At 61.8% G+C, this 23,479-nt stretch carries 20 protein-coding genes and 1 pseudogene; 16 read left to right on the top strand and 5 right to left on the bottom strand.

The features are described from left to right. Window positions 1-41: 41 nt before the first annotated feature. Entirely contained in the window at window positions 42-527 is a 486-nt protein-coding gene (locus NKK47_RS18515) for a hypothetical protein (RefSeq protein WP_352577820.1), read from the top strand. 25 nt (window positions 528-552) lie between these two features. Here the strand turns inward: NKK47_RS18515 and NKK47_RS18510 are convergent, their stop codons facing one another. After that, complete coding sequence (locus NKK47_RS18510) at window positions 553-1,584, bottom strand: hydroxyacid dehydrogenase (RefSeq protein ID WP_352568353.1); 1,032 nt, start codon at window positions 1,582-1,584, stop codon at window positions 553-555. Between the two features lie 177 nt (window positions 1,585-1,761). On the opposite strand from NKK47_RS18510, the gene NKK47_RS18505 reads away from it, so the two are divergent. Both NKK47_RS18505 and NKK47_RS18500 read left to right on the top strand, forming a co-directional pair. Further along, complete coding sequence (locus tag NKK47_RS18505; RefSeq protein WP_352577830.1) at window positions 1,762-3,198, top strand: aldehyde dehydrogenase family protein; 1,437 nt, start codon at window positions 1,762-1,764, stop codon at window positions 3,196-3,198. 38 nt (window positions 3,199-3,236) lie between these two features. After that, on the top strand, window positions 3,237-3,818 hold the full coding sequence (locus NKK47_RS18500; protein WP_352568352.1) for a DUF1349 domain-containing protein: 582 nt from the start codon (window positions 3,237-3,239) through the stop codon (window positions 3,816-3,818). 41 nt (window positions 3,819-3,859) lie between these two features. On the opposite strand, the gene NKK47_RS18495 is transcribed toward NKK47_RS18500, so the two are convergent. After that, the gene (locus NKK47_RS18495) at window positions 3,860-4,612 is read right to left on the bottom strand and encodes an SDR family NAD(P)-dependent oxidoreductase (protein ID WP_023676304.1); all 753 of its coding nucleotides are present in this window, start codon (window positions 4,610-4,612) and stop codon (window positions 3,860-3,862) included. A gap of 328 nt (window positions 4,613-4,940) precedes the next feature. On the opposite strand from NKK47_RS18495, the gene NKK47_RS18490 reads away from it, so the two are divergent. After that, window positions 4,941-6,212: an O-antigen ligase family protein gene (locus tag NKK47_RS18490; protein WP_352577819.1), complete on the top strand. Its 1,272-nt coding sequence runs from the start codon at window positions 4,941-4,943 to the stop codon at window positions 6,210-6,212. Window positions 6,213-6,337: 125 nt separating this feature from the next. Here NKK47_RS18490 and NKK47_RS18485 read toward each other — a convergent pair whose 3' ends face one another. Together NKK47_RS18485 and NKK47_RS18480 are read right to left on the bottom strand one after the other, a co-directional pair. Next, window positions 6,338-7,549 (bottom strand): polysaccharide biosynthesis/export family protein, encoded by a 1,212-nt coding sequence (locus tag NKK47_RS18485; protein WP_352577829.1) that lies wholly within the window; start codon window positions 7,547-7,549, stop codon window positions 6,338-6,340. A gap of 207 nt (window positions 7,550-7,756) precedes the next feature. Next, complete coding sequence (locus NKK47_RS18480; protein WP_023717993.1) at window positions 7,757-8,434, bottom strand: sugar transferase; 678 nt, start codon at window positions 8,432-8,434, stop codon at window positions 7,757-7,759. A gap of 557 nt (window positions 8,435-8,991) precedes the next feature. Between NKK47_RS18480 and NKK47_RS18475 the strand changes: the two genes are divergently transcribed. From NKK47_RS18475 to NKK47_RS18440, 8 genes are all read left to right on the top strand, one after another. Continuing rightward, window positions 8,992-9,312, top strand: a complete 321-nt coding sequence (locus tag NKK47_RS18475; protein ID WP_352454700.1) for an exopolysaccharide production repressor protein — start codon at window positions 8,992-8,994, stop codon at window positions 9,310-9,312. A gap of 473 nt (window positions 9,313-9,785) precedes the next feature. After that, on the top strand, window positions 9,786-10,808 hold the full coding sequence (locus NKK47_RS18470; protein WP_023676309.1) for a glycosyltransferase family 2 protein: 1,023 nt from the start codon (window positions 9,786-9,788) through the stop codon (window positions 10,806-10,808). A 269-nt stretch (window positions 10,809-11,077) separates the two neighbouring features. Then, window positions 11,078-11,479: a hypothetical protein gene (locus NKK47_RS18465; RefSeq protein WP_352577818.1), complete on the top strand. Its 402-nt coding sequence runs from the start codon at window positions 11,078-11,080 to the stop codon at window positions 11,477-11,479. Between the two features lie 132 nt (window positions 11,480-11,611). Then, window positions 11,612-12,478: an endo-1,3-1,4-beta-glycanase ExoK gene (gene exoK, locus NKK47_RS18460; RefSeq protein ID WP_502905011.1), complete on the top strand. Its 867-nt coding sequence runs from the start codon at window positions 11,612-11,614 to the stop codon at window positions 12,476-12,478. 85 nt (window positions 12,479-12,563) lie between these two features. Then, a complete protein-coding gene (locus tag NKK47_RS18455; protein WP_352448451.1) occupies window positions 12,564-13,895 on the top strand; it encodes a UDP-glucose dehydrogenase family protein in 1,332 nt (443 codons plus the stop codon). 31 nt (window positions 13,896-13,926) lie between these two features. After that, window positions 13,927-15,006: a glycosyltransferase gene (locus tag NKK47_RS18450; protein ID WP_352568351.1), complete on the top strand. Its 1,080-nt coding sequence runs from the start codon at window positions 13,927-13,929 to the stop codon at window positions 15,004-15,006. Window positions 15,007-15,076: 70 nt separating this feature from the next. Continuing rightward, window positions 15,077-16,363, top strand: a complete 1,287-nt coding sequence (locus NKK47_RS18445; protein ID WP_352577817.1) for a glycosyltransferase — start codon at window positions 15,077-15,079, stop codon at window positions 16,361-16,363. After that, window positions 16,360-17,823, top strand: a complete 1,464-nt coding sequence (locus NKK47_RS18440) for a lipopolysaccharide biosynthesis protein (RefSeq protein ID WP_352577816.1) — start codon at window positions 16,360-16,362, stop codon at window positions 17,821-17,823. Before NKK47_RS18445 ends, NKK47_RS18440 begins: the two co-directional genes overlap by 4 nt. A gap of 222 nt (window positions 17,824-18,045) precedes the next feature. Here NKK47_RS18440 and NKK47_RS18435 read toward each other — a convergent pair. After that, a pseudogene (locus NKK47_RS18435) lies at window positions 18,046-19,098 on the bottom strand (polysaccharide pyruvyl transferase family protein); the annotation flags it as partial. A 303-nt stretch (window positions 19,099-19,401) separates the two neighbouring features. Between NKK47_RS18435 and NKK47_RS18430 the strand changes: the two are divergent. From NKK47_RS18430 to NKK47_RS18415, 4 genes are read left to right on the top strand one after another with little or no spacing between them, the layout of a single operon-like run. Continuing rightward, complete coding sequence (locus NKK47_RS18430) at window positions 19,402-20,574, top strand: glycosyltransferase family protein (protein ID WP_352577815.1); 1,173 nt, start codon at window positions 19,402-19,404, stop codon at window positions 20,572-20,574. A gap of 11 nt (window positions 20,575-20,585) precedes the next feature. Beyond that, window positions 20,586-21,578, top strand: a complete 993-nt coding sequence (locus NKK47_RS18425; protein WP_352577814.1) for a glycosyltransferase family 2 protein — start codon at window positions 20,586-20,588, stop codon at window positions 21,576-21,578. After that, window positions 21,578-22,528: a glycosyltransferase family 2 protein gene (locus NKK47_RS18420; protein ID WP_352577813.1), complete on the top strand. Its 951-nt coding sequence runs from the start codon at window positions 21,578-21,580 to the stop codon at window positions 22,526-22,528. The genes NKK47_RS18425 and NKK47_RS18420 overlap by 1 nt, the downstream gene beginning before the upstream one ends. Next, window positions 22,518-23,468 (top strand): glycosyltransferase family 2 protein, encoded by a 951-nt coding sequence (locus tag NKK47_RS18415; RefSeq protein ID WP_352577812.1) that lies wholly within the window; start codon window positions 22,518-22,520, stop codon window positions 23,466-23,468. Before NKK47_RS18420 ends, NKK47_RS18415 begins: the two co-directional genes overlap by 11 nt. Window positions 23,469-23,479 lie beyond the last annotated feature (11 nt).

Below are 23,479 nucleotides of genomic sequence, written 5' to 3'. Positions count from 1 at the left end.
TACCAACGTTCTGACTTCGATTCGCTCGGAACGGGAGCCCCATGAGCAAAGCCCTGACCTCATTCGCGCTTGCCGCCGTGCTGACGGCCTTGCTGATGGCGCTCAGCCTGGCGGTGGCCAGGCATGGCTATCCCTATGGCGCGATCGGCGCCAAGCGCTTGAGCGACGTCGCCGATGCGGGGACGTTCATTCCGCTCGCGGCGATCTATTTTTTCAGCGCACTGCTGATGATGGTTCTGCCGATCAGGCTCGCTGGCATCGTCCTGACACATGCCGCCGATGCGATCTTCTGGACGGTCATCGTGTTGTTTGCGCTCATCGTTGGATGTCTCGCCGCGAGATTTGCTTTCGGTCAGCGCGATGTGCTCTCCGCACTGCTGAACTGGCGCTTCCTGTTTGTCGCAGCCGTCGTCGGGTGCCATCCGTTCATCAACGAGCTGCGCCGCAACATCTTGTTGAGAAGCCTGTTCTTCGTCGTCTTCGCCGCAGCGACACTGGCCTGCCTGTTTTGGTCCTTCACCGTCTGAGCATGTGCGACCGTCGGCAGGCGGCTTAATTCTTGTCGACCGGCTTCGAACGCATTCGCGAAACGGTCTCACGCTCGGCCCGCTTCGAACGCATCGGCGGCAGGCCGCGGTCGATCAGGTCCATGTCTTCCAGCACCATGTCGCCCATCCGCTTGAAGGCGATGTCAAGCGCGCCGGCCCGGTGGGCGGAGCGCAGGAACCCCGGCAATGTACGGACCGGGTGATCCTGGGCCAGAGGCTCCTCAGGAAAAACATCGCTGGCGGCGACGATATGGCCGCTGCGGACGGCGTCCATCAGTGCCGGGAAATCGACCACGCCGGCTCGGCTGAGCAGGATGAAAGCGGCTCCCTTGCGCATCCTGGCAAACGCCTCGGCACCAAGGAAACCCTGGTTTTCGCTGGTCACCGAAGCGACGACGAAGATGAAATCGCTGTTCGACAGAACGTCGTCGAGAGAGGCCGGCTCGACGCCGTTTTCGATAAGGATCGACGGCGGCAGCCACGGGTCGAAGACTTTTGTCCGCGTGCGAAAGCCTGACAGCAGCCGGTTGAGCGCACGGCCAAGATCGCCGAAGCCGATAATGCCGACATCCGCGCCGGAAAGAAGCCGCGCCGTCCGGTTGCCGTCGCCGCCCCACAGCTCCTTGCCGTGACGGAAAGCGAGATCGGCGTCGACGATGCCGCGGGCGAGGTTGAGCGCCATGGCAAGGCCGAGCTCGGCCACCGGCTCGGCAAACACCAGCCCGGTGGTGACGACATGGATGCCGCGCGAAAACAGCGCCTCGTACGGCATGTTGTCGATAAGGTTGCTCTCGACATTGAAGACGCAGCGCAGCGCCTTCATTTTCTCCAGCGTCTCCGGCGTGATCGGCGGCTGGCCGACGATGTAGCGGGTTTCGGCAAGCACATCAGCCGGCAAGGCTGCGACATCTTCGGGCGATGTTTCGACGATGCGGTATTTCGATCGAAATTTCGCCAGCGCAGCCGGCGTGAAGATCAGGTCGAGTGTGCGCGGTTCGGGTGCGCTGATCACCAGCGGCAAGGCGCTGTCGGACATGATACTTTACCTCCCGTGCGATCCGCGTCGCATCACACCAGAATCGTCTTTTCCCGCCCCCGACACCTATCACATGCCTGTCGAGAAGGAGAAGTTTGCCTTCTTCGGCCTTGCGGTGCGTCGGTCGGTGGTCCAGATAGACGGCGATCGAAGGACGACAAGGAAGACAGCAACATGATCCCGTTTCGAAAGAACCTCATCGATGGCGAGTGGGTAGGCGATGCCGGCTCCCGCAACATCAACCCGTCCAATCTCGACGACGTGGTCGGCGAATATGCATCGGGGGGCGCGGAGCACGCCCGGCAGGCCATCGCGGCGGCGAAAGCGGCATTTCCGGCATGGTCCCGATCGGGCCTGCTGGCACGCCATGCGGTGCTGAGGAAGACGTCGGACGAGATCACCGCGCGGAAAGATGAAATCGGCCAGGCGTTGGCGCGCGAGGAAGGCAAGACGCTGGTCGAGGGCATCGGCGAGACTGTGCGGGCCGCCCAGATATTCGACTTCTTCGCCGGCGAGACGCTGCGCCTGTCGGGCGAGCTGGTGCCGAGCGCGCGGCCCGGCGTCGGCGTCGAGATCACCCGCGAAGCGGTCGGTGTCGTCGGCATCATCACGCCATGGAATTTCCCGATCGCCATCCCGGCTTGGAAAATCGCTCCGGCGCTGGCCTACGGCAACACCATCGTCTTCAAGCCGGCGGAACTCGTTCCGGAGAGCGCCTGGACTATTGTCGACATCCTGCACCGCGCCGGCCTGCCCAAGGGCGTGCTCAACCTGGTCATGGGCAAAGGTTCGGTGGTCGGCCAGGCGATGCTCGATAGCCCCGACCTCAACGCCATCACCTTCACCGGCTCGGTCGGCACCGGCAAGCGCGTCGCCGCCGCCAGCGTCGAGCACATGCGCAAGTTCCAGCTCGAAATGGGCGGCAAGAACCCGCTTGTCGTGCTCGACGATGCCGACCTTGCCGTCGCCGTCGAATGCGCAATCAACGGTGCCTACTTCTCGACCGGCCAGCGCTGCACGGCGTCGTCCCGCCTAGTGGTGACGGACGGCATCCACGACCGCTTCGTCGAGGCGCTCAAGGACCGCATGGCCAAGTTGGTCGTCGGCGACGCTCTCGATGCCAAGACGCAGATCGGGCCGGTTGTCGACCAGAGCCAGCTCAAACAGGACGAGGACTATATCGCCATCGGACGTCAGGAAGGTGCCGATCTCGCCTTCGGCGGCGAGCGGCTCGATCGCGAAACCCGCGGCTTCTATTTGCAGCCTGCGCTGTTCACCGAAACCACCAACGCCATGCGCATCTCGCGCGAGGAGATTTTCGGCCCGGTCGCCAACGTCATCCGCGTCAAGGATTATGACGAGGCGCTGGCGGTGGCCAACGACACGCCGTTCGGGCTGACGTCCGGCATCTGCACCTCGAGCCTCAAGCATGCCACGCACTTCAAGCGCAATTCGGAAGCCGGCATGGTCATGGTCAACCTGCCGACGGCCGGCGTCGACTTCCACGTGCCTTTCGGCGGGCGCAAGGGATCGAGCTACGGCCCGCGCGAGCAGGGCCGCTATGCCGCAGAGTTCTACACCATGGTGAAGACCGCTTACACGTTTGCCGGCTAAGAAAAGGCGGCAGACCAGCCAGGCAGGCGAGCAAATCGATGACATCTGAGAATACGGACCTGACCTGGCTCAATCCGCCGCCGCACCACGCCTTCGGCAACAATACGGTGCATGTACGGACCGGCAAGGAGACCGACTTCTGGCGCGAGACGTTCTACGGCTTCTGGCGCGACAATGGCCATTTCCTCTATCGTGAGGTCGAGGGCGATTTCAGCGCCGAAGTCACGGTCAAGGGGCACTATGAGGTGCTTTACGATCAGGCCGGGCTTATGGTCCGCCTGAGCGAGACGCGCTGGATCAAGGCCGGCATCGAATACACCGACGGGCTGATGTATTTTTCCGTCGTCGTCACCAACGATGCCTCCGACTGGTCGCTGGCCAGCATTCCCGCCGACCCCGGCGGGGTCAGGATCCGCCTGACCCGCCATGCCGAGACGATCCGCGTCCAGTATCGCGACGCATCTGGCAAGCACTGGAAACCGGTGCGGCTTGCCTATTTCCCCCCGTCGAAAACGGTCGATGTCGGCATGATGTGCTGTTCGCCGCAGCGCGAGGGCTTCGAAGTGACATTCAGCGACTTTTCGATCGGCCCGCCGATCTCGCGGGAGCTTCACGACTGAGGCGCCGCGATCCGGTCGGGCGGTTTGCGTCCGGCCCCGCCTCAGTAGGTCGCCCGGCCGCCGGAGACGTCGAAGACGGCCGCCGTCGTGAACGAGCATTCCTCGGACGCGATCCAGCAAATCAGCGCCGCCACCTCCTCGACCTCGCCGAACCGCGCCATCGGTATTTTGGACAGCATGAAGTCGATGTGTTGCTGGCTCATCTGCTGGAAGATCGCGGTGCGCACGGCCGCCGGCGTGACGCAGTTCACCGTTACTTTGGTCTTGGCCAGTTCCTTGCCGAGCGATTTGGTCATGCCGATCACCGCCGCCTTCGAGGTGCTGTAGGCCGAGGCGTTCGGGTTACCTTCCTTGCCGGCAATCGAGGCGATGTTGATGATCCTGCCGTAATTGCGTTCGAGCATATGCGGGACCAGCGCCTTGTTGCAGAAGAAGACTCCGTTGATGTTGATGTCGGTGACCCGGCGCCAATCCTCCACCGAATACTCCCAGGTCGTCATGTTCGGCCCGGTGATGGCAGCACTGGTGACAAGGACATCGACCGCGCCAAGCGCTTCGATCGTCTCTCCGGCGGCGGCTTCGACCGCTATGGGGTCGGCGACGTCTAAGGTGACGCTGTGCAGGCCTGGAACAATGGCCTTGGCCTGCTCGATCTGGGCGGCATCGCGATCCCAGACCGAAACACGCCCGCCTTCGTCAGTGATCCTTTGCGCGACGGCCAGGCCGATGCCTGAGGCGCCGCCGGTGATAACAGCAGATCGTCCGGCAAATCGTCCCGCGAAACTCATCGGCATGTGGTCTTCCTCCCAATCGGCGGCGAATGTGAAGTCAACGGAGGACAAGTTCAAGCGCGGACTTGCAACCTCAGAACAGCTTATGATGGGCCAGCACCGGTCAATTGTACGGCACTGCCTTCTGGCCAAATCGTCTCGCCCGGTATGGAGAGAACGGCTGGAACGACGCGCCCGGTTGGCATCCGGGTGACAGGCGGCGCCGGATGGGTTATATTGCACTGCACAATGCGAGCGCCTGCAGGCGAGGCTCCCATCGATCCGACGAATCGGCCCACGAGCGGCCCATGAAATCGGCATTGAGCTGCAAGGACGGAAAACCGCTATCGAGATGAAGATTCCAAAATCTCTGTTGATCGATCCGGACAAGAACACGGTCTATGGCAGCTTTGCCGTTGCCGTCTCGATCTGGGCGTTCTCCTACTCGACCATTTTCGGCCAGGCCATGATCCTGGCTTATTATGCGGTCTGGCTACCGCTCATCCTGGTCGACTACCGCAAGATATTAAGGCACGCTTCCAGCGCCTGGCTTCCGCTGGCCTTTGCAACCTATGTCTGCTTCTCGGTGTTCTGGTCGGCGGCTCCCGGCACCACGGCAAGAACGGCCGTCCAATATTGCTCCCATATCGCCTGCGCCTACATTGCCGCGCGCACCGTCAGCGTCCGGACCTTGACCATAGGCGCCCTGATCGGGATTTTCGTCGTCCTGCTCTACTCGCTCAAGGTCGCAAGTTATTCCTACGACGTTCTCGACGGGACGTATAATTTCGTCGGCGCTTTCAGCTCCAAGAACCAGATCGGCTTTGTCGCATCGCTCGGCATTTATTTCTGCGTTGTCTACCTCGCCTTTCTCAGGCGCGGACGCATAAGCTTTTTGTTGATTGTACCGATCGTCCTTCTGTCGGGCTATCTGCTGGTCGTGTCGCATTCGGCCACTTCGATGGCGTCGACCCCGGCGGTTCTCGCTCTGGTCGCCCTGCTTTCCATCGGCAAGCTGCTTTCGCTCCGCCATCGCCGGGTGATTTTCATAATCGGTGCGGGCGGGCTGGTCGCCTGCACCGTGATTGCGCTGAATCTCGGGCTGATGGACGTTGTCCTTGGCCTTTTCGGCAAGGATTCGACGCTCACCGGACGAACCTACCTCTGGCAACAGGGCTGGAATGCCGCGCAGCAATCGCCCATCCTCGGCGTCGGCTACGCGGCTTATTGGGTGCAGGGCTTCTCCGAGGCCGAGCGGCTGTGGAACGAATTCTATATCGCCGCGCGAAGCGGCTTCCACTTCCACAACACCTACATCGAGACCTTGGTGGAACTCGGCTTCGTCGGCGCGACACTGCTTTCGCTGATCATCCTGCGCACGCTCTGGGGTCACGTCTCGGCGCTGATATTCAGGACATGGCAAGCCGACTCCGTGATTCTTGCCGGCGTCATGGTGCTTCTGTTCATCCGATCCTTCGTCGAGGTCGAGACCCTCAATCCCTACATCATGGGATCGTTCCTGCTGTACTACAGCTACTTCAAGCTGGTGAGGGTGCCGGCCGTCGCTCCTTCCCGGTGGAGCGCCGTGAACCATCTCGAGGAACCGGACGCCGTGCGAGGCTAGAGCGGGCGGATCCAGGCGGTTCGTTGCCCGAAGGCCGCCTTGTTTTCTGACCCATAACATCCCAAACGCAAAAACCCCGCAGACCGCTGCCTGCGGGGTTGGTGCTTTGCTCCGGTGGAAAGAAGCTACTGGATGGCCAGGGGCGCCGGTTTGACCTTGATCACGTCCCCTGGCAGCACCGGCGTGTCTTCATCGGCGGTGATTTCGCTGGTCTTGCTGTCGACCACCCGCACCAGGGAAAATGACAAGGCCGCTGGTTCGTTGTTGCCGTAGAATTGCGGCATGGGGCTGCCCGACAAGGCTTCGGACATCAAGGCCTTTTCCATATTCAGCTTCAGCATCACCTCGTTGAGATCGGCTTCCGTCTGTTGCCGGTCGGTCGCGAGGCTGGAGTTCTGGGTGTTCTCCAGATCGATGGCGTCCTGGGTGGCCTTGCTGATCGACTGCTTGGCCGTGAGAATCGCCGTTTCGTAATCCAGGATCTGGCCCTCAAGGTCGGCGATGGTTTGCTGCGAGTTCAAAACCCGCGTGTTGACGACCAGGCCCTTTTGCGCCAGCGAGCCGATGCCGTTGAGCTGCTCCTTCGCCAGATCGACCTGCTTCTGCTGGTTGACGATCTTTTTCTGCAGCGAATCGATCTCGCTCTGCAGCAGCGCCTTCAAATCGTCGAGCGCCTGCAAGCGCAGCTTGAGTTTCTTCTGGTCGGCCGCCAGGATCGCCGTCTCATCGGCAACGATGCTGGGCAGCTTCGGATCGTCGGCCACCTCTTTCGGCACCACGAATGTCGGCTTGTCCGCTAGTTCCGCTTCGATGCGGGCGCGCTTGACGGTCAGCCTGACCAATTGGTCTTGTAGTACGTCGAAATTGCCCTTGGCACTGATCAGGTCGCGGTCGTAGCGCTGTCCGCTCTCCGGGTTCCGCCGGGCTCCGCCGGCAATGCTCATCGCTTTCAGCACGGACAACCCAGGCACACAAGGATACTGGCCGGGCGATTGCACCTCGCCAGAGATGTAGAATGGCCGGTACTGCGCCATTTCGACGGAAGCCTCCGGCTTGTCGGCCAGAGCGAGCTTGCGCTGCAGCGCCTCACCGAGCGATGCCGCGATCTCCGAAGTCGTCTTGCCGGATGCGGGCATCTCGCCGACGAAGGGAACCGACAAGGTTCCAGCGGGGCCGACCGTGTATTCTCCATTGATGGCCGACCAGTCACGGAACGTGCCTTCGACGGTCTGCCATTCCGCCACGCGGATGGTCAGCTTGTCCTGTGCTCCTAGGCGATAGTCGTCGGCGAAGGCAAACTGTGGCAGGGCTAGCGACAGCGTCAGGCCGGTGGCCATTGTAAGGCAAGTCGTCAAAAGCCGTACTCGCCGCATGCGTCTGGAGAGAATGCCGGTGCAAAAGATATCGATTATATCTGCTTTCAACTGAGCGTTTCCGATCTGGTTTGCCCCGCCCGATGAGCTGCCGATGCCTGAGTTAGGGGCCTGAGTTCTGGGCCCGAATTCTGGACAGTCGCTCCTCGATGCACGGCCAGCAAGCGGCCGTCAGTAGCAGCCTCGCGACATCCAGACCGCAGGTACGGTCTTGATGATGATGCGGATGTCTTCGAACATCGACCAGTTCTCGACATAGTGCCTGTCGAATGCGACGCGGCTGTCATACGAAACATCGTTGCGTCCGCTGACCTGCCAGAGCCCGGTGAGGCCGGGGCGCGATTTCAGGTAATAGACGGCCGAATTGCCATAGATCTCCAGCTCATCGCGCACCACGGGACGAGGCCCGACCAGGCTCATATCCCCCTGCAGGATGTTGATGATCTGCGGCAACTCATCGAGGCTGAGCTTCCTCAGCACCGCTCCGACGCGCGTGATCCGCGGGTCGTTCTTCAACTTGCGGGTCGCTATCCATTCGGCGTTGGCCTCCGGATTCGCGGCGAGATAGGCAGCAAGCACCCGCTCGCCGTCTGGAACCATGGTGCGGAACTTGAGGCACGGAAAAATCCGTCCTCCGCGGCCGATCCGGCTGTGACCATAGAAAATCGGCCCGCCATCGGAAAACCTGACAAGCAGCGCTATCATCACGAACAGCGGGCTGAGAGCGACCAGGCCGATCAGCGAACCGGCAATATCGAAGCTGCGTTTGAGCAGGCCGCCAATCGGTGGCGGAAAATCGACGCCGGCCTGCGAAAAATCCGCGTCGGCCGGCTTGGCTACGTCCCTCATGCGTAAACTCCATACGTTGAACGGATGGTTTACCGCACGATACCAAAAAAATGTTGCAGCGCAACACACAATTTCCCAGACGGCTGTAATAGTCGCGTCATGAACTGACTAAATAATAAACTCGTCCTGCACAAAATTTCGCCTTTATGTCACAAAAGAGACAGATTATGGGCAATTTTGGAAAAGCTAGTCCAATTTTGGGGCTGATTTTAGGCGAATCGCTCTTTATACCCTGCAGTGGAGCTTCGCCGTCATTTAGAATTTCAAAGAAACGACTGATGTTATGACAAATTACTAGTCAATATTGTAAATCTTACTGGAGCTGGTCGATATCCGGCAATCAGTGGTGATGCCAATGTGTGCATTGCACCATGGCAGAGTCGATCCCGAGGATTCGTTCAAAATTATTCCGCAGCTGCCCTTGCCGCCTATTGCGCGGCTCAATAGAGTTGCAAATTGTTTCTGTCGGACTATGGACAGATTGGGCTAGGCCGGAAGCAACCGGCCAGAAGCGGGCAACCTAAATAAGCTCGCAGAGTTTAAGGGAGGTGCTCGGGGTGGGCTTGTCGACATTTTTTCCCGAGCCGGTTGATGGGCTATCGGGTATGTCACTGCCAAAGTTCATTATCGGAATGTGTTTTGCGCTGGCGATCGTGATCGTCTGGTCCTATTTGGGCGGCGCCTCGCTCGGTACGACGCTGTTTCGCGTCATCGGCTGTGCCATAGTCATCCAACTGGGTTATTTTCTGCTGGTCTTTGCCATGGTCGCCAGAAATGCCCCGACCCCGGCCGACAAAATTCGCGACGCTGAACGAAAGCTGAGTTCGAACGAAGCGGCCGAAGGCGAGAAACTCAGCGCCAGGAGAGGCCTTCACTGATTTCGGGCCTGGCCGCGGTCTGCGATGTCCATGTGACCTGTGGTTAAGCTCGCCGGTCCTCTGACGAATTGCTCGCCTCAACAACACCGGCAGTCGGCATTCCTGTTCTTTCAATTCCTTGACACTGCGGGCCTCGACGACACTGCGGGCCTCGACGCGCTCGCTCCGCCCCGCCGCCGTCCGGTCGGCGAGGATCAGCAACTGGTTTCTGCCAGTCGAGCGCTCTGATGGAGCGTGTAGGAACGGCTCTGCCAAGCGGCGCATTTCTGGAGCCATCCCGATTGAGGCTCGCCGCCTGCCCAACCGGGCCATGACACCCAGCAAAATGAAAAACTGGACGGCGCCGATGATTTTGGCGATGCTTGCTTCGCACTTGCAGCATATGCGTTTGGGCCGATGCATTTCAGAATGGGCGGTGGGGCATTGAGCGGACGGGGCGAGGAAATCCGCAACGACTTCTGCAATCGAGAGGCATGTCCATGACATCATTCCAGGTCTGCGTGATCATCGCCGCCCGCAATGCGGCGCGGACAATCCCGGCTGCCATTGCATCGGCATTACGCGAGCCTGAGGTTGCGGAAGTTGTCGTCGTCGACGACGCGTCTACCGACGATACCGCGAAAGTCGCCCACGCGGCCGGCGACGGCACGGGCCGCCTTTCCGTCATCCGCTTCGACGTCAATCGCGGCCCATCCTTTGCACGCAACGCCGCGATAGCCGGTTCCAGGTCGCCGTTCATCAGCATTCTGGACGCTGATGATTTCTTTTTCGAAGGCAGGTTTCACCGACTGTTCGCCAGCACCGATTGGGATTTCGCCGCAGACAACATCATGCTTGTCAGGGATGACGCGGCAACCGACGTTTCGAAAATCGTTGCTCCACCGTTCTCGCCCGAGCCGGAATTCCTCGATTTCGAGGGTTTCATCGACGCCAACATCTCCAGGCGCCGTGTGCAACGCGGGGAACTGGGCTTCCTCAAGCCAGTGATCAGCCGCGCCTTTCTCGATCGGCATGGGCTGCGCTACGACGAGAAGCTGCGCCTGGGTGAAGACTATGAACTCTATGCGCGCGCGGTTGCCCATGGCGCGCGCTTCAAGGTCATCAAATCCTGTGGCTACGGCGCGATCGTGCGCGCCGATTCGCTGAGCGGACGGCACAAGACCCAGGACCTGAAGCATCTGGCCGATGCCGACCTGGCACTGCTTGCGATCGACAGTTTGCCGGAGGCATCGAAGGCTGCGCTGAGAAGGCACGAGCGGCACATCCGCGACAAATACCGGTTGCGGAAGTTTTTAGACGTGAAGGCTGAGCGCGGGCTGGCGCCGGCCGCGGCCTACGCCTTGGCCGGCTCGTCCAACCTCACAGCCGTCGTCCGCGGCGTCGCCTCCGATAAGCTGGATGCGCTGTTTCGCCGCGCCGGCCTCGCCGCGAAGCGTCAGCATGTGCCGCCGCTGCGCTTCCTCATGGCCGGAACCAGCACGGCCAGCGAAAGCTAGGCCCGTCAACGTGCGACGGCGGTAGCTACTCCCTTACCCTTCGGTCGGCTCGGACCGTTTCAACGAGATTCATGAGTTTACGATCTAGGTGGTTGCCTATCCGCGCAGGGAATGGCAATCTATGTTGCGGTGCAGCAATTTTGGACGGCCAACCGAACTGGCCCGAGACATACCCTGTCGGAGGAGCTGGACGATGCAAGAAATGTCTTTTGAATGTGGACGGGCACTAAGGCCGTTCACCAGCTCGACGATGATGGGGCGCTGACTGCATGGCCTCGATCTTTCGCTTCCGATCGAGAGATCCGGCGCGCGACACGCAGACCGACACCTCGCGCCTCGATCGGTTGGCAAAGCTGCTGGACCAGATCTCGGCCGAAGTCGAGGCGGAGAAGAGCGGCCTTGAGAACCGCTACAGGACGACGGCTACCAATGCCGCCTTTCTGGTCGAGGCGATGGAGAACGGAGCGGTCTCCTCTCGCAGGTCTTCCGAAGTCGGCGAACTGACCAGGTCGATCCTGAATTGCGAGCGGCGCATCGCAGCGCTGTCGCGCCAGATGCAGATGATGAAGGATCTCCGTCATTCGCTGGATGAACTCTTCGAGGAGAAGCGGCAGAACGGTCCCGACATAAGGACCGATTTTGTGAAGCCCGCCGATTCCGGCACAGGCTGAGCGAACACTCCGGGTCGGCGCAATGGTTTTAGGCACAACACGGAGCTTGGGAGCGACAGAGGTCAAGATCAGGTTGTTTCGTCACGGTTCGAACGATCGCTTTGGGGGCGCACAGCACAAGGTGAGTTTGATATGAATACAGATCCTAAAAGCACGTCCGCCCCGGCAACCCGCGGCACCCCGTTCACGCGCCCGATCCCAGGCAAGCTGCAGCGGCTCCGTTCAGACGGCGCGTTTCTGCTGGTCGTTCTCGGCAGCATGGTTGCGGGCCTGGTCCCCGTGCGCGCCCAGGATCTCCCAACCGCGCCGTCCTTTGTCGATGATTTCACCAGCCTCAGTCGCGCGCGCTGGTACATTTCCGACGGCTGGACGAACGGCAAGCATCAGAACTGCACCTGGTCCAAAAGCCTGATCGGGCTTTCCGACGGCATGCTGACGCTCGGTTTCGAGAAGCGCAAGCTGAAGGATCGCGAATTCGCCTGCGCCGAGATCCAGACCAAGCAGCGCTTCGGCTACGGCACTTACGAGGCGCGGATGAAGACCGACACGGGCTCCGGCGTCAACGCGGCATTCTTCAGCTTCGTCGGCGATGCCGACAAGCAGCCGCATGATGAAATCGACTTCGAGGTGCTGACCAAGGACACGTCCAAGGTTCAGGTCAACGCCTACATAGCCGGCAAAGGCAAGAACGAGAAACTGGTCGACGTCGCTGGCGGCACCGACAAGGCCTTCAACGACTACGCCTTCGTCTGGGAAAAGGACCGGCTGCGCTGGTACGTCAACGGCAAGCTTGTCCACGAGATCACCGATCCGGCGAAGCTGCCCACCCATTCGCAAAGGATTTATTTCAGCCTGTGGGGCAGCGATACGATGAAGGGCTGGATGGGGCCGTTCTCCGATCCCGGCCGCAAGCTCACCACGCAGGTGGATCGCGTTGCATTCACCGCACTTGGCCAGCCCTGCCAATTCCCCGAATCGCTGGCATGCAACACAAACTAGAAGCGCATCTGAACCGGCCGGGCCGAAGGTGGTCGGAAAACCGAAGCTCGAACAGGCCCGAAGCCTTGAACAGGAATGAAACCGAATGAATTTGACTGTCTTTGGAATCGGCTATGTCGGTCTTGTACAGGCGGCGGTGCTTGCCGAAGTCGGCCATCAGGTGGTCTGTGTCGACATCGATGCAAAAAAGGTCGAACGGCTCAACCAGGGCCATGTCCCGATCTTCGAGCCCGGGCTCGAAAATATGGTCAAGGAGAACCATGCCGCCGGCCGCATCAAGTTCACCACCGACGCCGCCGCGGCGATCAAGCATGGCCAGATTCAGATGATCGCCGTCGGCACGCCGCCGGGCGAGGATGGTTCGGCAGACCTCAAATATGTGCTGGCCGTCGCCGAGGCCATCGGCCGTGAGATGGACGAGCCCAAGATCGTCGTCGGCAAGTCGACCGTGCCCGTCGGCACCTGCGAAAGGATAAAGGCCAGGATCGCCGCAACGCTGAAGGCGCGCGGGCGCGAGGATCTGGCTTTCGACGTCGCCTCCAATCCGGAATTCCTCAAGGAAGGGTCCGCTGTGAGCGACTGCATGAAGCCCGACCGCATCATCGTCGGCACCAGCAACGAGGACACCGAGGCGGTGATGCGCGAGCTCTACGCGCCTTTCAACCGCAACCACGAAAAGATGATCGTGATGGACGTGCGCAGTGCCGAGTTCACCAAATATGCGGCCAATTGCATGCTGGCGACCAAGATCAGCTTCATGAACGAAATGGCCAACCTAGCCGAGCAACTGGGTGCCGACATCGAGGAGGTCCGCAAGGGCATCGGCAGCGACCCGCGGATCGGCTACCACTTCATCTATCCGGGCCTCGGCTATGGCGGCTCATGCTTCCCGAAGGATGTGCGTGCCCTGATCAAGACCGCCGAGGCCGTCAAGTTCGACGCCAAGCTGCTGCGTGCCGTCGAGGAGCGCAACAACCAGCAGAAGTCGGTCCTGTTCGAGAAGGTGGACCGCTATTTCAAGGGCAATCTCAAAGGCAAGACATTTGCGCTGTGGGGCTTGGCCTTCAAACCCAATACCGACGACATGCGCGAGGCCCCGGCCCGCACGCTGATGGAAGCGCTCTGGGCCGCTGGTGCCAATGTGCAGGCCTATGATCCGGAGGCGATGCAGGAATGCCAGGCGATCTACGGGCTGCGCGACGACCTGCAACTGTGCGGCACCAAGGAGGCCGCGCTGCGAGGCGCCGATGCGCTCTTGATCGTGACCGAGTGGAAAAGCTTCAGCGCGCCGTCTTTCGATGCGCTGAAGAACGCGCTGACCACGCCCGTCATCTTCGACGGACGCAATCTCTACGACCCCAAGGTCATCGCCCGCCACGGCATCGAATACCACAGCATCGGCAGAATGGCGGCGTGACGCTAGGGCGGTCCAGCAAGGAGCCAGGTCCATGAAAGTTCTGTTTGCGGGCGGCAACGGCTACACGCCGCAGTTCAGCGGTGGCGTTCAGTCGAGCACGCATCATCTGGTCGAGCAGCTGCGCGAGCACGGTCATGACGCCTCGGTTCTGGCGGCGCTGTTCGGTGACGGCATGTTCGGCTTCAAGGCGCGCGCCAAGATGAAGCTGCTTCGCCAGCGAGCGGTCATCGACAGCTATCCCGGCTATCCGGTCGTGCGGGCATGGTTTCCCTGGGAGGCGGCGCGCTTCGCGGTCGAACGGCTCGATCCCGATGTCGCCGTCGTGCAGTGCCACAAATCGGTGCCGATCGGAAAGGCGCTGCAGGCGCTCGGCGTGCCGCTGGTGGTCTATCTGCGGAACGTCGAATTCCACGAACTGGCCGGCGACCTGCGCGAATTGCATTCGGCGCTTTATATCGCCAACTCCGAATTCACTGCGCGCACCTATAAGGAAAGGTTCGGCATCGATTCGACCGTGATCCCGCCGACCATCAATCCCGGGCTCTACAGCACGCCGACCACCGGTGAATTCGTCACGCTGATCAATCCTTACAATGAAAAAGGGTTCGAACTCGCCGTGCGCATCGCCGGCCAATGCCCAGAAATTCCGTTCCTGTTCGTCGAAAGCTGGAAGCTCGACGACGACCATCGGGCGCAGATCGAACAGATCATCGCCCCGCTGCGCAACGTCAGGCTGGAAAGCCGCACCAGCGACATGAAGACCGTCTATGGCCGCACCAAGATTCTGCTGGCGCCCAGCAAATGGGAAGAAGCCTGGGGGCGGGTGGCATCCGAGGCCCATTGCAGCGGCATTCCAGTCGTCGGGTCCCGTCGCGGCGGCCTGCCGGAAGCGATTGGCGCCGGCGGCGTGGTGCTCGACTATGATGCACCGCTCGACGACTGGGTCGCCGCGGTCAGGCGACTATGGAGCGACAAGGCCGAGTACGATCGGCTGTCGGCGGCGGCGCAGCTGTTTTCGGAGCGGCCCCAAATGAACCCCGACAGCCAGTTCGCGACTTTTCTCGGCGTTCTCGACCGCGCCAGGCAAGGCGCGCTGGAGCGTGCCGCCTGATGCATTTCGTCCAAAGCCATGCACGTTGCCCAAAAGCCGGCTCTCGCGCCTGACCGGGGTGGGAGCTGCCTTGGGACAAAGACACGCACAACACCAGACGCTTGAGGCGCCTCGCACGGTGGCGACGGGCGTCAGCCCTCATCCGCGCGAGCAGATCGCCGACCGGCCTCGAAAGATCGTCCATCCGATGAAGATTTGTTTCGTAGTTGATAAGTTCCCCTCTTTGTCGGAGACCTTCGTCCTCGACCAGATAGAAGGGTGCCTCGAGCGCGGCATGCAAGTCGGCGTCGTCTGCAACGAGACGTCCTTCGGCAAGGACAGCAACATCGACGATCGCCGCTGGCAGGCTCTCCCTGGCAAGGTCGTCTGCTGGTGGGGCGGGCTGGGGCGCTTTCGCCCGACGCTCAGGAGATGGTCGGGCAGGTTCTGGGATAAGCTCTCGACCGCTGTCGACATCGCTTTTGCGCGCAAATTGCAGAACGCCGATGTGATCGTCGCGCATTTCGGCAATAACGGCATGCGCGTCGCCCGCGCCATGAAACGAGGCCGGATTTCCGCTCCGCTGGTGACCATATTCCACGGCCGCGATGTCGGCGAACCGCTGCATGACAACACGCTCACGCGCTACAAGGTTGTCTTCGACAAGGGCGTTCTCCAGCTCCCAGTGAACGCGTTTTTCCGCGACGCCCTGATCGGCGTCGGCGCACCCCCCGCGCAAGTCATGGTTCACCATATGGGCGTGCGGCCCGGTGAGATCGGCTACCATTGGCGTTCCTGGGACCGGGACACGCTGTCCTTCATCTCGGTCTGCCGGCTGACCGAAAAGAAGGGCATCGAATTCGCCCTTCGGGCGCTCGCCAGCCTGCCGCGGCGCGACTGGGTCTATTCGGTGATTGGCGGCGGCGAATTGCTGGAAGAGTTGAAGAAGCTCGCCGCAAATCTCGGCATTGCCGACCGGGTGACTTTCCTCGGGCCGCGTCCGCACGCCGAGGTCAAGCAGTGCCTGCGCGATGCCCACGTATTCCTGCTGCCCAGCGTTGCCGCGCGAGACGGCGATCTCGAGGGTATTCCGGTGGCGCTGATGGAGGCTATGGCCGCCGGGCTGATCGTCGTCAGCACCTATCACTCGGGCATTCCCGAACTGATCGAGGATCAGGAGACAGGCTTCCTCGCACCGGAGCGAGACGTTGCGGCGTTGGCCCGCAAGCTTGTCTGGGTGGCCGAGAACCCGGACAAATGCGAGCGCATCGCACGTGCGGCGCGCCGCAAGATCGAGCAGGATTTCAACGCGGACGTACTCAACGAACGTTTTGCGCAGATCGTTGCCCAGCTGGCCGAAGCCAGGCAGCCGGCATGAACGCCAACCCGCCCCCCCAGTTCGGTCGCGTCGCCCTGCGCGGCGGCGTGGTGACGATCGGCGCGCAAGGCTTCAAGATGGCGATCCAGTTTCTCTCCGTCATCGTGCTTGCGCGTCTGCTCGTGCCCGAGGATTTCGGCTTGGTGGCTTCCGTCGGGCCGATCGTGGCCTTTGTCGGGCTGCTTCAAAATCTTGGCCTGCAACAGGCTGTGGTCCAGCGCAAGGATATCAGCACCGAGCAGCTCAACCAGGTATTCTGGATCAGTGCGCTGGTGGGGATGGGCAGTGCCGTGGTGGTTGCATGCCTGGCGCCCGCCATCGCTGCCTTCTATGGCGATCAACGCATGGTGGGGATCACCATCGGCTCTGCCTTGCCGCTGCTGCTTGGCAGCCTCGCCGCGGTGCCGCTGGCGCTGATGAACCGTCACTTGCGCTTTGGCCAGCTCGCGCTGAACGACGTGATAACCGCTGCTGCCGGACTTGCGACTACCGCAATCGCCGCCTATGCGGGGCTGGGCTACTGGTCGCTGGTCATCGGCCCTGCGGTATCGGCTGTTGTCGCGCTGGCCGCGGCATGGCAGGTGGCGCGCTGGACGCCGTCGCGGCCGGACCTGAAGGTCGATACCGACATATTGTCCTTCGGCGCCAATCTGACCGGCTTCAATCTGGCCAACTTCTTCTCGCGCAATCTCGACAACATCCTGATCGGAAAATATTCGGGCGCGATCGAGCTCGGCTATTATGACCGCGCCTACAAGCTCCTGCTGTTTCCGCTGCAGAACATCAACCAGCCGCTGACACGCGTGATGGTGCCGCTGCTGAGCCGCATCCATGAGGACAAGGCGCGGTTTCGCGACATCTATGTGCGAACCAATTGGATGCTGGCGGCCATCACTATGCCCGGCATCGCGGCGCTGACGCTGACGTCGGACCAGGTCGTCGGGCTTCTCTTCGGCGAGCGCTGGACAGCGGTGGCGCCGATCTTCGCCTGGCTGGGCATCGCCAGCCTGATCCAGTCCGTCTCGAGCACCACCGGCTGGATCTTCATCTGCCAGGGCAAGACCAAGACCATGTTCCACTGGGGCATCTACTCGTCGCTGACGACGGTCGCCGCCTTCATCATCGGCCTGCACTGGGGCGCCGTCGGTGTCGCGGCGGCCTATGCGATCAGCGGCTATGTGCTGCGCGTCCCGGTGCTTGCCGTTCTTGTCCACCGGGTCGGCCCGGTGACCGCAGCCGACTTCCTGGTCATGCAGGGACTTTTCATCGCGTCGTCGCTGCTTGCCTGGTCCGTGTACCGGGAGTTGCCGGCATCGCTGACCGGCCAGTCAGACCTGCTCGCGGTGGTCCTGGCGGTTGCCCTCAATTATTCGATCGGCCTGGTCCTCATGCTTGCCCTTGGCCAGTCGCGCAGCGCCCTGTTCACCACGCTTTCCAGCGCCATGCGCAACGCCCGCTAGGCCGGCAATCACCGGCCTCAAAAGCTCACCTGCCGACATCGCCGACGCATGCTCCTCAAGCACTGCCTGAAGGCTCGTCCTGCGATAGAGGTCGAGATTGGCGGTAAGTCTGCCGAGCTTCTCGCTCGCTTCCTCGGGCGTCACCGTGTCGATGTCGAGCAGCAGGTCGGCGACGCCGATCCGCTTGGCGAGTTCCTTGGTCTTGAATTCATAGGCGATCGGCAGCACCGGCGTGCCGACGCAGAGCGACATGATCATCATGTGCATGCGCGTTGCGACAACGAAGTCGAAGCCTTTCACCAGTGCCATCAGTTGCTCCGGCGTGTGGAACGAAGCGTCCACGCTGACATGCTTGGCGATCTCCGGATCGAGTTCGGCAACGATAGCCCGCGCCGTCTTGGAATCATCATGGGCGTATTCCGGCACGCCCTGGCAGGTGGAGACGAAGGTGACCTCCTTGGCGTGGTCCCTGACCAGGATGGTCGCGATCGCGCGGATCGAGTCGATGTAGCGGCGCATGCCGCCCTCGCCGTCGCTGACATAGTTCCAGTGACGGACGGAAATGGCGACGCGGCCGGTGACGGTCGCCGACTGGCCGAAGGCCAGAATTTTTCCGATCCTGTCGGTGTCGGCCAGGGCAAAGACGGCGTCGGCCACGACGTGGCATTTGCCGGGGTCTTTCACCATGTCCACAATGTGGCCTCGCGAACGTTCGTCGCGCAGCAGGATGAGCGGGCTCCGATCGAAGATTCGGCTCAACTCCTGGCGATTGTAACTTTTGTTGAACGGGCCGAGCGATTGCGTGAAGAAGACGGGGTCCTTGCCCAGAATCGCGTCGATCCGGAATTGATTGAGTCGCCGTTCCAGATTGTAAGTCTCGACAAGATAGGTTCCGCCTGTCGTGACCACGAGGTCGGCGTCTTTGTAGATCTCGAGACCACGGCGATTGCTTGAGCTGAACAAACGCCCGAGAACGCCGCGGATGCCGAACCGCCGCAGGGCATTGAGGACGAGCCGATTGTAGATCGGCTTGAACAGGTTCTTCAGCCCGCTGCCGTATTTGTAGCGGAACAGCGATTCCGACAGCAGCTTGTGGAATTCGAGATCAGGATACTCTTTCTTCGTGTAGAGCCTCGCCGCCACCTCCGGCTGGCTGTCGAAGACGTAGAACTGGATATCGTCTTGCACGATCGTCTTGAAAACATGGCGGATCGCCAGGAGAATCGCTGCATCCCCGGTATTCAGGCAGACGGTGTTTTCAACCGCGATCTTCATGGAATGACCTCATTTCGTGAGTAGTCCCGTGCTTCCATCGACGGGTGCGAAGGGGCGGATTGCAGGCGGGTTGGCCGAAAATGCTGCACGCCAAGGATGGTCCTCGCGTCGTGATTATTGGCGCGCAGCCCGATGGCAGGCCAACGCGCGGTCCATGTGGCCCAAGCAGAGCGAGATTAACCCATCGATTTTGCAGTGCAACAAAAAAACGGGGATATTTGCTACGCTGCAACCAAAAATGTTGCGATGCAGCAAGAGCTGTACTAGCATTGTCGCGGGCGGGCCAACAGCGGTCGAGTTTTCATGCTGCATGTCTTGTACTTGGTACACGACGTCTCCGACCCGGCAGTGCGCCGGCGGATCATAATGCTCAAGGCAGGCGGCGCCCAGGTTACGCTGGCGGGCTTTCGTCGTACGGCAAGCGCAGTTGCTGATGTCGAGGGCTTGCAGCCGATCGATCTCGGCCCGACTCGTGATGGCCGATTCGCCCAACGTCTGGCCGCGATCATGAAGGCAGTCGTCGCGACCGGCTCGAAGCTGGGCTCAATGCCACGGCCCGACCTCATTGTCGCGCGCAATCTGGAAATGCTGGCGCTTGCCCGCCGCGCCAGGTCGGCTTTCCAGGCAACGGTGCCGATCGTCTACGAGTGCCTGGATATCCATCGCCTGCTGCTTCGCGACGATCCGCTGGGATGGGCGATGCGCGGCGCAGAACGCTTCCTGGCCAGGGATGTGAAGCTTCTGGTGACCAGCTCTCCGGCCTTCATCGCCAACTATTTCAAGCCGTTCGGACAGATTGCCGCCCCGGTCGAACTGCTCGAAAACAAGTATTTCGAGCCAGCCGCGGCCTCGCTGGATGACCGCGCGGCGCCGGAGAACCCCGTAGCGCCGCCTTGGCGGATCGGCTGGTTCGGGGCGCTCCGCTGCCGCCGTTCCCTGGAGCTTCTGGCCGAATTTTCGCGCCGCCTCGACGGCCGCTTTGAAATCGTCCTCAGGGGGCGCCCGGCGCTGTCCGAATTTCCCGATTTCCACGGTTTCGTCGAATCGGAACCCTGGCTCTCGTTTGGCGGGCCCTACCGCAATCCCGAGGACATGGCGGCGATCTACCGCGAGGTCCACTTTTCCTGGGCCATCGACTTTTTTGAGCAGGGCCTGAACTCCGAATGGCTGCTGCCCAACCGGCTCTATGAGGGCTGCCGCTTCGGAGCCGTGCCGATTTCGATGGGAGCCACCGAAACCGGCCGGTTCCTCGACCGGCAAGGCATAGGGGTTCTTTTGCCAGAAGCCGCGCCCGAGGCGCTCGAAGCCGCCGTCGGCACGATGGAGCAGCATCGGTTCGAGACATTGAGGGCGCGTGTTCTCGCCCGCAATCCGCGCACCTGGAGCTACGACCGCGCCGATTGCCGGGCGCTCGTCGAAAAGCTCCGCGGGCTGACTGCGGCTCCCGGTCCATATGCTGCCGAAGCATTGGCATAGAAGGACTGCCGATGACGCAAACCGACATTCCATCCTGCATGATCGTGGTTCCGTGCCTGAACGAAGCGGCCCATATCGGCGCGTTGCTTCGAGAGCTCCGCCCTGCGGCCGAGAGGCTGGGCGCCGTGATCATCGTTGCCGATGGCGGCAGCACGGACGGCACCAGGACGATCGTCGCGGACATCGCCGCAAAAGATCAGCGGGTGATCCTGCTGCACAATGAAAAGCGCTTGCAGAGCGCGGCAATCAATCTCGCCGTCGCCAGGTTCGGGGAAGGCGTCGACTATCTCATTCGCATCGACGCGCATGGCGGCTATCCAGCGGATTATTGCGACCGGCTGGTCGAAGAAGCGCAAGCCACCGGTGCGGATTCGGTCGTCGTCTCGATGCTGACCAGCGGCAGCGGCATGGTTCAGAAAGCAGCGGCAGCGGCGCAGAACTCCAGGCTCGGCACCGGCGGCTCCAAGCACCGGCATCTTTCGGCGGGGGAATGGGTCGATCATGGCCACCACGCACTGATATGGATATCCGCCTTCACCGCGGTCGGCGGCTATGACGAAACCTTCAGCCACAATGAGGATGCCGAACTCGACTATCGGCTCCGGCAGGCCGGCTACCGCATCTGGATGACCGGCAAGACGCAAATGGTCTACTACCCGCGCTCCTCGCTGAAGGGCCTCTATTTTCAATATCTCGGCTATGGCCGTGGCCGGGCGAAGAACGTTCTCAAGCACCGCATGATCCCGAATATCCGGCAGATGGTGCCGCTTCTGGTGTTCCCCGTGGTTCTTCTCGCCGCCTTTTCCTTCGTCCACTGGCTGGCGGCCGTGCCGCTTTTGCTATGGGCGTCGGTCTGCCTCGGCTACGGCTTTTGGACCGCCGTCAGCCAGCGCAAAGCCGACATTGCGCTTGCCGGGGTCTCGGCAATGGTCATGCATTTCGGCTGGTCGGTCGGTTTCTGGCTGCAACTGCTCGCACCGCGACCGCAGCGCGGGGTAGCGTGATGGACCCGGTCAGGAAAAATCGAAGCATCGATATCTGCGTCTGCACATTCCGCCGGCCGGAGCTTGCCGACACGCTTCGCTCCATAGCGGCCATGGACATGCCCGCGGGGTTCGACGTCGGTATCGTCATCGCCGACAACGACGATACGCCGACGGCCGAAACGCTGGTCGCCAAGCTGGCGGGGGAGTTGAAGCTGCCGGTGACCTACCGGCACGCCCCGGCCCGCAACATCTCGATCGCGCGCAACGCTTGCCTCGATACCAGTGCGGCGGATTTCGTCGCCTTTATCGACGACGACGAGACGGCCACCGCTGGCTGGCTTGCCGAACTGGTGGCGACGGCGGAAGCAACAGGTGCTGCGACGGTGCTTGGGCCGGTGCAAGCCCGTTACCTGCCGGATGCGCCCGCCTGGATGCGCAAAGGCGATTTCCACTCGACCTTGCCGGTCTGGGTGAGCGGCGAAATCCGCACCGGCTACACCTGCAACGTCCTGCTCAGGATTGGCGCTGAGAGCCTGCGCGGCCGGCGCTTCAGCCTGGCACGTGGCCAGACCGGCGGCGAAGATACGGAATTCTTCGACCAGATGGTCAAGGCCGGCGGCCGCATCGCCTTTTCGCCGGAGGCTTGGGTCGACGAAGCGGTGCCACCTGCCAGGGCGGCATTCGACTGGCTCGGCCGCCGCCGGTTCCGCGTTGGGCAGACGCACGGTCATCTTCTGGGGCGCAACGCACACGGCCTTGCCCGGCTCAAGCAGGTCGGCATTGCCGCGGCAAAGGCCGCCTACAGTTTCCTGTCGGCAATTCCGGTCGCCATCGACCCCGTACGCCGGAACCGCAGCCTGCTTCGCGGCATTATGCATGTCGGCGTCGTCAGCGGCCTCGTCGGGGTTCGTGAAATCCGCCAATACGGCCTGTCTTCGCCGCAGCAAGGGGGCAAGCGTGCAGCCTGACGTGAGCTTCGTGATTGCCGCCTACAATGCCGAGGCGACCATCGATCGGGCGATTGCCAGCGCCGTCGCCCAGCGCAATATCAGCGTCGAGGTCATCGTCGTCGACGACAAGTCGCGCGACCGGACGCTCGACCTGGCGAGATCCTACCCCGAAGACATCGTACGCGTTGTCGCGCTTGAGCAAAACCGTGGCCCCGGCGGCGCCAGGAATGCCGGCCTTGAGCTTGCCCGCGGCAGGTGGGTCGCGGTCCTAGATTCGGACGACGCGGTCTATCCCGGGCGAATCTGCACCATGATCGAACGCGCGGAGAAAGCGGGCGCCGAGATCGCGGTCGATAATCTGCAGGTCGTTCGCGAGGATGGCGTTGCCGAAGAGACGATGTTCCCGGCCGACTATCTGGAAGGCCTCGGTGAAATCTCGCTGGCGGATTTCATCGGCGGCAACGTCCTCTTCGAATCGAGGTTCAATCTCGGCTACCTCAAGCCGATCTTCCAGCGCCGGTTCCTGAACGAGAACGGGCTGCGTTACGATGAAAGCCTGATCATTGGCGAAGACTATATCCTCCTGGCCAGTGCTCTGGCCAAGGGGGGCAAATGCGTGGTCGAGCCGACGACGGGCTATATCTACCACATTCGCACCGGCTCCATCTCCCGGGTGCTCGAACTTCATCACGTCGAGGCGATGCGCAGGGCCGATGCCACCTTCGCCGCGACCCATTCCATGGATGCTGCGGCCGAGGCGGCGTTCGCCAGGCGCGCTCGCAGCCTGCGCCGGGCGGCATCATTCCTGTCGCTGGTCCAGCACATCAAGGCGCGGTCCCCGCTCAAGGCGATATGGACGGCGCTCAGCGATCCGGCGGCGGTTCGGCATATGAGCATGCCGATCGCCGTCCGGCTGCGAAGGGTAGCGGCACAGTTTGCCGTGGTGGCGGGGAGGTGAAGGGCTGCAGG

It is taken from the genome of Mesorhizobium sp. M0019 (assembly GCF_040323975.1).
GTDB lineage: Bacteria > Pseudomonadota > Alphaproteobacteria > Rhizobiales > Rhizobiaceae > Mesorhizobium.
This window is presented reverse-complemented; position numbering and strand designations above follow the sequence as displayed.